12 protein-coding genes are annotated in these 10,750 nt (G+C 46.0%); 9 read left to right on the top strand and 3 right to left on the bottom strand.

The genetic code is table 11. The annotated features are described in order from the left end of the window. A partial coding sequence (locus tag RMO84_RS13700; RefSeq protein ID WP_310489006.1) for a 1-deoxy-D-xylulose-5-phosphate synthase N-terminal domain-containing protein occupies positions 1-402 on the bottom strand: 402 nt, incomplete at its 3' end. A 266-nt stretch (positions 403-668) separates the two neighbouring features. Between RMO84_RS13700 and RMO84_RS13695 the strand changes: the two genes are divergently transcribed. The 3 genes from RMO84_RS13695 (at position 669) to larE (ending at position 2,285) form a co-directional block, all read left to right on the top strand. Next, a complete protein-coding gene (locus RMO84_RS13695; protein ID WP_310489005.1) occupies positions 669-971 on the top strand; it encodes a type II toxin-antitoxin system HigB family toxin in 303 nt (100 codons plus the stop codon). Then, positions 922-1,371: a transcriptional regulator gene (locus RMO84_RS13690; protein WP_310489004.1), complete on the top strand. Its 450-nt coding sequence runs from the start codon at positions 922-924 to the stop codon at positions 1,369-1,371. The genes RMO84_RS13695 and RMO84_RS13690 overlap by 50 nt, the downstream gene beginning before the upstream one ends. A gap of 89 nt (positions 1,372-1,460) precedes the next feature. Then, on the top strand, positions 1,461-2,285 hold the full coding sequence (gene larE, locus RMO84_RS13685) for an ATP-dependent sacrificial sulfur transferase LarE (protein ID WP_310489003.1): 825 nt from the start codon (positions 1,461-1,463) through the stop codon (positions 2,283-2,285). Between the two features lie 32 nt (positions 2,286-2,317). Here larE and RMO84_RS13680 read toward each other — a convergent pair whose 3' ends face one another. Continuing rightward, positions 2,318-2,890, bottom strand: coding sequence for a DUF3611 family protein (locus RMO84_RS13680; protein ID WP_310489002.1), 573 nt, complete (start codon positions 2,888-2,890; stop codon positions 2,318-2,320). Between the two features lie 305 nt (positions 2,891-3,195). Between RMO84_RS13680 and RMO84_RS13675 the strand changes: the two genes are divergently transcribed. The 3 genes from RMO84_RS13675 (at position 3,196) to RMO84_RS13665 (ending at position 6,462) form a co-directional block, all read left to right on the top strand. Beyond that, positions 3,196-3,591: a PadR family transcriptional regulator gene (locus tag RMO84_RS13675; protein WP_310489001.1), complete on the top strand. Its 396-nt coding sequence runs from the start codon at positions 3,196-3,198 to the stop codon at positions 3,589-3,591. 179 nt (positions 3,592-3,770) lie between these two features. After that, complete coding sequence (locus RMO84_RS13670; protein WP_310489000.1) at positions 3,771-4,643, top strand: aldo/keto reductase; 873 nt, start codon at positions 3,771-3,773, stop codon at positions 4,641-4,643. A 307-nt stretch (positions 4,644-4,950) separates the two neighbouring features. Next, a complete protein-coding gene (locus tag RMO84_RS13665; protein WP_310488999.1) occupies positions 4,951-6,462 on the top strand; it encodes a DASH family cryptochrome in 1,512 nt (503 codons plus the stop codon). A gap of 149 nt (positions 6,463-6,611) precedes the next feature. Here the strand turns inward: RMO84_RS13665 and RMO84_RS13660 are convergent, their stop codons facing one another. After that, positions 6,612-6,818, bottom strand: coding sequence for a hypothetical protein (locus RMO84_RS13660; RefSeq protein WP_310488998.1), 207 nt, complete (start codon positions 6,816-6,818; stop codon positions 6,612-6,614). Positions 6,819-7,025: 207 nt separating this feature from the next. On the opposite strand from RMO84_RS13660, the gene RMO84_RS13655 reads away from it, so the two are divergent. From RMO84_RS13655 to RMO84_RS13645, 3 genes are all read left to right on the top strand, one after another. Further along, the gene (locus RMO84_RS13655) at positions 7,026-7,880 is read left to right on the top strand and encodes a methyltransferase domain-containing protein (RefSeq protein WP_310488997.1); all 855 of its coding nucleotides are present in this window, start codon (positions 7,026-7,028) and stop codon (positions 7,878-7,880) included. Positions 7,881-8,068: 188 nt separating this feature from the next. Beyond that, positions 8,069-9,100 carry a 4-hydroxyphenylpyruvate dioxygenase gene (hppD, locus tag RMO84_RS13650; RefSeq protein ID WP_310488996.1) on the top strand — a complete coding sequence of 344 codons (1,032 nt, stop codon included), beginning with the start codon at positions 8,069-8,071 and terminating at the stop codon, positions 9,098-9,100. A 319-nt stretch (positions 9,101-9,419) separates the two neighbouring features. After that, positions 9,420-10,709, top strand: coding sequence for a glucose-1-phosphate adenylyltransferase (locus RMO84_RS13645; RefSeq protein ID WP_310488995.1), 1,290 nt, complete (start codon positions 9,420-9,422; stop codon positions 10,707-10,709). The last annotated feature ends 41 nt before the right edge of the window (positions 10,710-10,750 follow it).

Here is a 10,750-nt window from a genome sequence, read left to right as displayed (position 1 = left end):
TTCGCCCTTAAGATCGCGTGCCATCGCCATCCCTAGTGCCGCAGAAATGCTCGTGGAAGCGTGTCCCGCTCCAAAATGGTCGAATTTACTCTCCTTGCGATTGAGATAGCCTGCAATCCCATTCTTCTGCCGGAGCGTATGAAAGCGATTGTATCTGCCCGTAATTAATTTATGAGGATAAGCTTGGTGTCCGACATCCCAAACGACCTTATCTCGATCGAGATCCAATGTTTGATACAGTGCCAATGTCAGCTCGACGACACCTAACCCAGGGGCTAAATGACCGCCACTGGTCGCCACTGTCTGAAGATGTTTTTCTCGAATTTCTAAAGCGATCTGCTCTAGTTGCCGTACTGATAAACCGTGCAACTGGTTTGGATGGGTGATTTCGCTTAGGTGCATAGCCAGTTTTCCCCGTCTGATACGATCTCGATGTTTGATTAGCTTATCTAACTGTAATTTATTTAGCAGGTTTGAGATCGGTAAATTCTCGGGTTGTTACAGTTAGCAATGGGAATTAGGTGTTTTGAGATCGCGCGCCCAGTTCGCAAGTGTCGATCGAGAACTCCGAGCGTTACCAGGATGCAGGCGCAAAGTGTCTGGAACTTGACAAAAACCTTTCAATCTGAAAATATTGCTGATATACTCGAAACATAATCATCGCTGCAATGCACTTAATCTCCGCTCGCAGAGTCAAAGAAGCTGCGGCTAGATACCCTGACGTAGACCGAATTATTAAAGACTTTTGCAAAAAAGTAGCACAAGCAGAATGGCAAAGCCTCATTGAATTGCAACAGGACTACCGAAGTGCAGAATCCGTAGGAAATTTTACAGTCATCAATATCAAAGGTAGTAAATACCGAATGATACTGAGTATTGAATATGCAGAACAGATAGCCTACTTTAAATACTTTTTAACTCATGCTGACTACGACAGAGATGAATGGAAAAACGATCCCTACTTTAGATGAAGGGAAGTATCGAGATCTACTCCAAGAGTTGAACATGGTACCAAAGGTCATCGAGAGTGAAGCTGAAAATGAAAAATGTCTGGCGATCGTCGAAGCACTGATGTTTAAAGGTGAAAGTCGGACGATCGAAGAGACAAACCTGCTGAGATTATTGGTAATGCTAATTGAAGCATTTGAAGAAAAACACTACTCCTTCCAGGAATGGCAACAGACGACACCACATGAGTTTCTACAACACTTAATGGCCGCAAAAGGCATTAAGCAAGTGGATTTAGTTGGAGTGCTCAGCCTTTCAAGCGGGCTGATTTCATCGATCGTGAATGGTAAGCGACAAATCAGCAAAGAGCAAGCCAAGAAATTAGGAATTTACTTTAAAGTATCCCCTGCTCTGTTTATCTAGCGGCGACGATCTTGTTCCCTAATGCTGCTGTGGATTTGATATAGTGATAGATAAGCACTCTCATTGTTAGTCGAAATTAATTAGATCGGATGTTAGAACTAAAACTAGAACGACTTCGCAATCTATTTGCCGAAATGGAGCGAGCGGCGATCGCTTATTCAGGCGGCATTGATAGTACTTTAGTTGCCAAAGTTGCGTACGATGTTTTAGGCGATCGAGCCTTGGCGATCACTGCCAAATCGCCGTCTTTATTACCCGAAGAATTGGCAGATGCGATCGAGCAAGCTAAATCGATCGGGATCGAGCATCAGATTGTCGAAACTCATGAGATGGACAACCCGAACTATTCATCTAATCCTGTCAATCGGTGTTATTTTTGCAAGAGCGAGCTGCACGATACACTCAAACCTTTGGCATTGAAAATGGGCTATGCTTATGTCGTTGATGGTGTCAATGCGGATGACTTACAAGATTATCGTCCGGGGATTCAGGCGGCTCAAGAACGGGGCGCACGATCGCCATTAGCCGAGCTAGGAATTACGAAAATGGAAGTCCGCGAAATTGCCAGATCGCTTGGGTTAGCTTGTTGGAATAAACCCGCTCAACCTTGTTTGAGTTCGCGGTTTCCGTATGGGGAAGAGATTACGATCCCGAAGTTAAATCGGGTCGGGAGAGCAGAAATTTATCTGAGAAGATTGGGATATGAAAATGTCCGCGTAAGATCGACTGAAGATACCGCTAAAATTGAGTTGCCAGCCGATTTAATTCAGCAGTTTGTCGCTGATACAAATTTAGTAGAGTTGACCGCAGCCTTTCGATCGTTTGGATTTGTCTACGTCACCCTAGACTTAGAAGGATATCGCAGCGGTAAATTAAACCAAGTTATCCCCAGCTTACTAAATAAGGCAATATAGCTATCAATTATCAATTATCAATTATCGACTAATTAACTCTGTTTATTCAGTCGATCGAGCAACCATAACGAACAGACTATCCCGATAAAATGAGCGGTAATCGTGTGAGTATTTGCCAGCACGATGAAAATATCCAAAGGTTGAATAATTTTACTCAAAGCTTCGGGGCTAAACACGGCAAAAGACGCTACCGAGGATAAAGATTTGCCTAGTAGCGTGCCCCCGATCGATTCTGCACCCATCACACTCGATCCCAAGCCAACTGTCGAAGCTGTCAATCCCCAGCGCACGAGCTGGATCGTTTCTGCTTTTTTCGGGCGGAGATCGGGATTTTTGAGCTTGCGGGAGACAAGCACGTAGCGGAAGAACCAATAGGTACTCACGTACAACACCAACAATCCCCCGATCGCAAACAGGAGACTGCTACCAGTACCGGGGTTAGCTGCTCCAGCACTGGCAAACGGTGCGGCAAAGATAAAAATCAAGCTAGAAACTACCGCCAAGACAAGTTGCAACCAAAATCCCGCCCAGCCAACCCTCCGGAGTTGGGCGGCGATTTTTCTAACTGTTTGGGGCGTATTACCGTTAATTTCGAGGTTAGACATAAATATTAGTTAAGTAATGAAAAGTAATTAATAAGAAAATAGAATAATTGTCCCTGAACGTAAATTGAATAAGTTAAGCTAAAAACTGGGTATCTAGATTTCGATCGCTTAGTGTCTCCTGTGGAGAAGTGGCTCGTTTCGACGGACGTACTCTCTGATTCTACTCCTGTCTTGTTTTGACAGATCTAATCTCAATTTACAACAGCAACATTTACACGATCGCTATTCCATCGAGCTTTCGGGCTGGATGAGGATTGAAACCTAAGTACAAATGGGTTTACCAACATTATAAGGTGGTAACAGCTATGAACTTTGAAGATATCTACTGCTTTTTCCGCAACCCGCCACCACTCTACCTCAATCAAGAGTTAGCGGTTTGTTACATTCTCGACATTCTGCTTCAAGACGATTCTTATGGTACTGAATTGATTGCTAGATTGGAGCACGAATCTTCAACCTACCGCCTTTCAGATACCGTTTTGTATAGTGCGATTAAATTTTTGGAAGCTAGCGGCACGATCGTAGGCTACTGGAAAAAGGTTGAAGGTCGCGGTCGTCCGCGCCGCATGTATCAAATCGCGCCAGACTGGAATGCTAAAGCCAAGGAACTCGCTCATTTTTGGGAGCGGTATTCTAGCGGTCATCCGACGACTGATACTAATACCGCTTTTGATAGTCGGGCATTCTCTGTCGGTAGCTAGCTGAAAATTGCCGCAAAGGATCGGGGATCGGCATCGGTCTGCGCTGTAATATTTTTATCTGAATAGTAAACAATCGGCAGGTACCATACCTGCTTTTTTTATCGCTCTTTCTTTTTGTAGATAGATAAACTGGTGAGACTATTTATGATGGATGACGTAGAGAAAGCGCAATTTATCCTATGACTTCACCTAACGCTGCTGCTTCCGGTCAATTTACCCTCTCCGGTCGTGCGGTGACGCGGCTGGGTTTTGGTGCTATGCGAATCACGGGTCAAGGGGTGTGGGGAGAACCCCAGGATCGAGAGGAGGCAATCCGCGTCTTAAAACGTTTGCCAGAACTGGGTGTCAATTTTATCGATACGGCTGACAGTTACGGCCCTTATGTGTCTGAGGAGCTAATCGCCGAAGCATTATACCCATACCAGGATCTATTTATCGCTACCAAAGGCGGACTGACGCGCACGGGGCCAGGTGTCTGGCCGCCCGTAGGCCGACCCGAATATCTGCGTCAATGCGTGATGATGAGCCTCCGTCGCCTCAAAGTCGAACGACTAGATCTGTGGCAACTACACCGCATCGACCCGAAGGTGCCGCAGGACGAGCAATTTGGCGCGATCGCCGATTTTCTTAAGGAGGGACTAATCGCCCGTGCGGGACTGAGCCAGGTTTCCGTCCAGGAAATCGAAGCCGCGCGTAAAGTGTTCCCTGTAGCTACAGTCCAGAATCGCTACAACTTAACCGATCGAGCTGATGAAGCGGTAGTCGATTACTGCGATCGTGAGGGCATCGGCTTTATTCCATGGTTTCCGCTGGCCTCTGGCGATCTGGCCAAACCGGGCGGCATGGTAGCTGAAATCGCCAAAGCACACGGTGCAACGGCGGGTCAAATTGCACTGGCATGGGTACTCAAGCGCAGCCCGAATATGCTGCCAATCCCCGGCACTAGCCAAGTCTCGCACCTCGAAGAAAATGTTGCTGCCGCCCAGATCGAGCTATCAGATGCTGAATTTCAGCAACTCGACAATGCCGCTAAGACCCTCAGCGCAGCCTAAGTAGTGAATTGTGTTAGCTTAACTTGAGGCCATCGAGCGCCAGCGATGGCTTTTGAATGTGCATTGGTGTTGGTGCGTTACCTTACTATCAATTATCAATTACTTTGGTGCGTTACCCTTCTCCTTCGGCGACGCTATGCGTTGGCGTTCGCGAAGCGTCTCGAAGAGAAGCCTGCGCTTTGCGCTTACGCGATAGCGGCGCATCGAACGGGAGGTTCCCTCCCGTTTGTGTGCGACAAGACAACACACCCTACTATCTATCAATTCTCAATTCTCAATTCTCAATTCTCAATTCTCAACTACTTCCATGGCTAATCGACTGATTTTACTCTGGCATCGCAACGATCTGCGCTTGCACGATCGTCAACCGTTGACTCAGGCACTCCAAGATAGTGCTCATATCATTCCGCTATATTGCTTTGACGATCGTCAATTTGGGCAGACGCAGTTTGGCTTTCCCAAGACGGGTGCTTTTCGAGCGCAGTTTCTGCTCGAAAGCGTGGCCGATCTCCAGCAGTCTTATCAGACTCACGGGAGTAATTTAGTCTTGCGGCGGGGATTGCCAGAGGTAATTATTCCCGAATTAGTCGATCGACTGGGAATTACTGATGTCTACTATCAACGTGAAGTTACTGGCGAAGAACTAGCGGTGGAGCAGTCGTTAGCAGCATCGTTAAAAGCTGCAAATGTCAACGTACGAGCTTTTTGGGGTCACACCCTCTATCACCTCGACGATTTGCCATTTACGTTAGCCGATCTGCCCGAGCTATTTACCAATTTTCGGAAGCAGGTCGAACGCGAATGTCAGATTCAACCAGCGTTAGCCACACCAGGGAAGTTACCACCGCTACCTGAAGATTTGGATCTCGGACAGTTGCCCAGCTTGAGCGATTTGGGACTGGAAACACCTGAATTTGACGAGCGAGGCGTTTTGGCATATCGCGGTGGTGAAACTGCGGGAATCGATCGATTAGATAATTATATTTGGCAACGCGATCGCTTGCGGGTCTACAAGGAAACTCGCAATGGCATGTTGGGTGCCGATTACTCTTCTAAATTTTCGGCTTGGCTGGCGTTTGGCTGTCTGTCGCCGCGTTACATTGCCGCGCAAGTTAAAAAATACGAAGATGAACGGATTGAAAATGATTCGACTTATTGGTTAATTTTTGAACTATTATGGCGCGATTATTTTCGATTTATTTGCGCCAAACATGGCAATGCTATCTTCAAGCGATCGGGACTCCAAGGTGTGGATCTAAACTGGCAACAAGATTGGAAAAGATTCGATTTATGGCGGGAGGGTAAAACGGGATTTCCGCTAGTAGATGCGAATATGCGCGAGATCGCGGCTACTGGCTATATGTCCAATCGCGGTCGCCAAAATGTTGCTAGTTTCCTTACCAAAAATCTTGGTATCGATTGGCGGATGGGTGCCGAATGGTTTGAATCGCTACTGATCGATTACGATGTTTGTAGCAATTGGGGCAATTGGAACTATACTGCTGGCGTGGGGAATGATGCTCGCGGTTTTCGCTTTTTTAATATTATTAAACAGTCGCAAGATTACGATCGCGAGGGTAAATATGTCAAACATTGGTTGCCCGAACTAGAAGGAGTTCCCGCCGCCAAGGTTCACGAACCCTGGAAACTTTTACCTGTCGAACAAGAGCGATTTGGCGTGCGGATTGGGGTAGATTATCCCCAACCGATCGTCGATTTATTCAAGTCGGCCCGATCGAATGAGCTGATTTATAATCTGGCATTCGATCTGCCGACTAGTTCTAGCAATCGTCCTGTTCCTAAGCGACGTTCTAAGTAAGAGGATTTTGCGACTGAAATCGCGCGGAGGTTCCCTCCAGGTTGTGTGCATCAAGACAATACAGACTGCCGATTGCGGATTGAAAAAACATACTGTGGGTGGACTTGGTGACAACAACCCAGATTGCCAAGTCTTGCTATATCGATCGATTACTTACCGCTAGGCGGGTTGCTTTTATTAATCTGGTTTTGCATTACTGCGGCAGCGATAAGCGAGCCACCACCACCTAAGCTCAGAATCAGTTTGAGCATACTCGTTGCTGGCCCTTCAGGCTTCGTCATGAATCCATAAATCGATCCCATAATTCCAAATATCAATAAACCACCAATAAGCCTTTTTTTAAATTCTTGATTCATGATGATAATTTGTCAGAATTAGATTGCGATTATCTGACGATCGTATATCAGATTTTGGATAATGTATATTGTCATAAAACCGATCTTTAGCTAAGTGGAATGACATAAATTGCGATCGCTATTTACTTAATAAAGAGGCGAATTGGCACCTTAGCAGGTCAATTTCGTTAGAATAGATAAGATGTGTCCGCCAAAAGACTTTTTGTAATGAGCAACCAACTGTACCAACAAATCCAAGAATTCTATGACGCTTCGAGTAATTTGTGGGAAGGAATCTGGGGCGAACACATGCACCACGGATATTATGGTAAAAATGGCACGCTCAAACTCGATCGCCGTCAAGCACAGATCGATCTAATCGAGGAAATATTAAGTTGGTCTGGGGACTTTAGCACGAATAGACCGCAAGATATTCTCGATGTCGGTTGTGGTATTGGTGGTAGCAGTCTCTACTTAGCCGAAAAATTTGGGGCTAGGGTAACGGGAATTACTCTCTCGCCAGTGCAAGCCAATCGCGCCAAGGAAAGAGCTAGAGCCGCTGGTTTGCAAGCAAAGACAGATTTTCAGGTAGCAAATGCGCTGAATATTCCGTTTCCTGATAATAGTTTCGATCTAATTTGGTCGCTCGAAAGTGGCGAACACATGCCAGATAAGGTGAAATTTTTGCAAGAGTGTCATCGCGTTTTGAAGCCAGGTGGGAAACTGATTTTTGTGACGTGGTGTCACCGTCCGACAACGCCAGCAACACCGCTGACGGCTGAGGAGCACAAGCATTTGCAAGATATTTATCGAGTATATTGTTTGCCTTACGTGATTTCATTGCCGGAGTACATTGAGATTGTCGAGCAGACTGGTTTTAAAGATTTGCGCAGTGATGATTGGTCTACTGCTGTCGCGCCATTTTGGGATGTGGTGATCGATTCGGCAATTACGCCACAGGCTATTTTTGGGCTGTTCCAGGCGGGTTGGAAGACGATCGAAGCTGCGATGTCATTAAAGCTAATGAGTGATGGTTATCGGAGCGGATTGGTACGCTTTGGTTTAATTACTGGTACCAAATAAGCTGCAAAATGATGAGTTATTTGCGAACTAATCGGTGGTAAAGATTGTCTCTTAACCTCTAAAAGGTAATGTCTGAGTTTAGACCCTTGTTTAAGAGCGAGAATTGTCATGCCTGCTTTTACAAGTATTATTTTCCAACCGAGATTTAAGCTTCAATCCTGTTAGAGAGAGTATGAGGATTTGACTTTATGGAAATAGATTGTATTTGTTTATGTGTTGTGGATGCACCGAAAACAAGAAATTTGTTGGTCGATCGATTGGGGCTGCAACAGTTAGCCGATCGATCCACCGCCCACACGATCGAATATCTAGTTGGTAACGCTCATTTGTTATTTTCGATCTCTTCCCCCCTAACTGCTGCTAGCCCCGTCGCCGATTATCTACAGATACATCCCTCAGGGATCAAAGATGTGTCATTTAAGGTAGCAGATCTAGAAGAGATTAGGTGTAGAGTCGATCGACTGGGAGTGAAAATTCTGTCCGGTTCTACTTCGCAACATGATTCACAGTGGTTGAGAATTCAGGGTTGGGGGTCGATCGAACATACAATTTTGCAAGCTACTAAGTCTGAAAAATCACTAAATCCGGCATTAACTGAAACCATTGTGGGGATCGACCACATCGTGCTCAATGTTGCGGCTGGCGAACTAGAACTGGCTGTCAATTGGTATCGAGAATTATTTGGTTTTCAGATCCAACAGACATTTGATATTCATACGCAGAAATCGGGACTGGCGAGTAAAGCCCTTTTAAGTCCTTGCGGAAAGATTAGATTCAATATTAACGAACCCACTGTCAGTAATTCGCAAATTCAGTCATTTTTAGATCTCAATTGTGGTGCGGGGATTCAACACATTGCCTTGCAAGCAGCCGATCTCTTCGCAACGATCGATCGATTGCAACAACGCTCGATTGATTTCCTACCAATTCCGCAGACTTATTACGCCAATTTACACAATAGGGCAAGGGTAGAACAACATCACTTATTAACCGATCGTGAGTGGCACCAACTCGAACATCTCCAAATTTTAATGGATTGGTCGGCAGCGACACCCGAACAAATTCTCTTGCAAATATTCACTCAGCCAATATTTGAAGCTCCAACTTTCTTCTTTGAATTTATCGAACGCCGCAATCGCGCCAAAGGATTCGGACAAGGTAATTTTCAAGCTTTATTTGAAGCGATCGAAGATTATAACTCTACGACATTATCTATTTAATCGCTGCCAACATTCAAGATTCTGACTAATGAGCGTAGTCGGTGAAACCGATCGTTCGCGATCGCTGGCTCGTCGATTGCGCGATCGACTCAGCAGTACTAAAGTATCGGAATGCAAACCGTCCCCCATTGATGAAATAGCCAATTTATAGCGATAAAGTAATAGAAAATACCGATCGAAGCAGCCCGAATGTACCCAAGTTATCAGATGATAGAGGGTGTCTAGATCGATATTGTCAGCGCGGTGATGGTGGCGATACCAGTAAAACCGCCGACGATGGCGATCGATCCGGGTGGGATCGTTATTTTAAGAGGTTATTGTGAAAAAAGTTTTAGCAATCGTTTTAGGTGGTGGTGCAGGCACCAGGTTATATCCCCTAACTAAACTTCGGGCAAAACCTGCCGTGCCGCTGGCTGGTAAATATCGGTTGATCGATATTCCCGTGAGCAACTGTATCAACTCCGAGATTTTCAAAATCTATGTGTTGACCCAGTTTAACTCTGCTTCGCTCAATCGGCACTTAGCGCGTGCTTACAATTTTTCGGGATTTAGCGATGGCTTTGTCGAAGTCCTCGCCGCGCAACAAACCAAAGATAATCCCGACTGGTTCCAGGGTACCGCCGATGCCGTCCGTCAATACCTATCGATTATCGAAGACTGGGATGTCGAGGAAGTGGTAATTCTGTCTGGAGATCATCTTTATCGGATGGATTATCGGTTATTCGTCGAACGTCACCGCGATACCAACGCCGATATTACCCTGTCTGTAGTGCCGATCGGCGAGAAAAATGCTTCCGAATTTGGCTTGATGAAAATCGATCCCTCTGGGCGCGTTGTCGAATTTAGCGAGAAGCCAAAAGGCGATGCTCTCCAGCACATGCGCGTAGATACTACCAAATTGGGGTTAAGTGCCGCCCAAGCTGCTGAAAAGCCCTATATCGCCTCAATGGGTATTTACGTCTTTAAGAAGCAAGTACTGGTAGATTTACTCAAGAAATCCCTAGAGCAAACCGATTTTGGTAAGGAAATCATTCCTGGTGCTGCGGATACTCACAACATTCAAGCCTTCCTCTTCGATGGTTACTGGGAAGATATCGGAACGATCGAATCCTTCTACGATGCCAATCTCGCTCTCACCGAGCAGCCGACACCCCCATTTAGCTTTTACGACGAAAAAGCACCTATTTACACCCGTTCGCGCTATCTACCACCCAGCAAATTATTAGATTCCCACATCACCGAATCGATGATCGGCGAAGGTTGTATCATCAAAAAATGTCGGATTCACCACTCGGTACTCGGCGTCCGTTCGCGCGTGATGGACGGTTGCACGATCGAAGATTCGCTACTGATGGGTGCTGACTTTTACGAACCCGCACCCGAACGCAAAACCCAAGCTGAGACTGGGGGCGTGCCGATCGGCATCGGTGCCAATACGACGATTCGTCGCGCCATTATCGATAAAAATGCCCGGATCGGTTCTGATGTGATGATTATCAATAAAGAAGGTGTTGACGAAGCCCAACGCGAAGAACTGGGTTTCTACATTCGCAGTGGGATTGTTGTCGTCCTCAAAAATGCGCTGATTCCTAACGGGATGACAATCTAAATAAGTCTGAGCTGAGATCTAAGGGTACCCACGAGGGGCAC

The sequence above is a fragment of the Chamaesiphon sp. VAR_69_metabat_338 genome, from assembly GCF_031423935.1.
Classification (GTDB): domain Bacteria; phylum Cyanobacteriota; class Cyanobacteriia; order Cyanobacteriales; family Chamaesiphonaceae; genus Chamaesiphon.
This window is presented reverse-complemented; position numbering and strand designations above follow the sequence as displayed.

What these genes read in the sequence shown, in the direction of transcription:
- RMO84_RS13695 (WP_310489005.1), top strand. Translation starts at nt 669, where the DNA reads ATGCACTTAATCTCCGCTCGCAGAGTCAAAGAAGCTGCGGCTAGATAC.
- RMO84_RS13690 (WP_310489004.1), top strand. Translation starts at nt 922, where the DNA reads ATGCTGACTACGACAGAGATGAATGGAAAAACGATCCCTACTTTAGAT.
- larE (WP_310489003.1), top strand. Translation starts at nt 1,461, where the DNA reads ATGTTAGAACTAAAACTAGAACGACTTCGCAATCTATTTGCCGAAATG.
- RMO84_RS13680 (WP_310489002.1), bottom strand. Translation starts at nt 2,890, where the DNA reads ATGTCTAACCTCGAAATTAACGGTAATACGCCCCAAACAGTTAGAAAA.
- RMO84_RS13675 (WP_310489001.1), top strand. Translation starts at nt 3,196, where the DNA reads ATGAACTTTGAAGATATCTACTGCTTTTTCCGCAACCCGCCACCACTC.
- RMO84_RS13670 (WP_310489000.1), top strand. Translation starts at nt 3,771, where the DNA reads ATGACTTCACCTAACGCTGCTGCTTCCGGTCAATTTACCCTCTCCGGT.
- RMO84_RS13665 (WP_310488999.1), top strand. Translation starts at nt 4,951, where the DNA reads ATGGCTAATCGACTGATTTTACTCTGGCATCGCAACGATCTGCGCTTG.
- RMO84_RS13660 (WP_310488998.1), bottom strand. Translation starts at nt 6,818, where the DNA reads ATGAATCAAGAATTTAAAAAAAGGCTTATTGGTGGTTTATTGATATTT.
- RMO84_RS13655 (WP_310488997.1), top strand. Translation starts at nt 7,026, where the DNA reads ATGAGCAACCAACTGTACCAACAAATCCAAGAATTCTATGACGCTTCG.
- hppD (WP_310488996.1), top strand. Translation starts at nt 8,069, where the DNA reads ATGGAAATAGATTGTATTTGTTTATGTGTTGTGGATGCACCGAAAACA.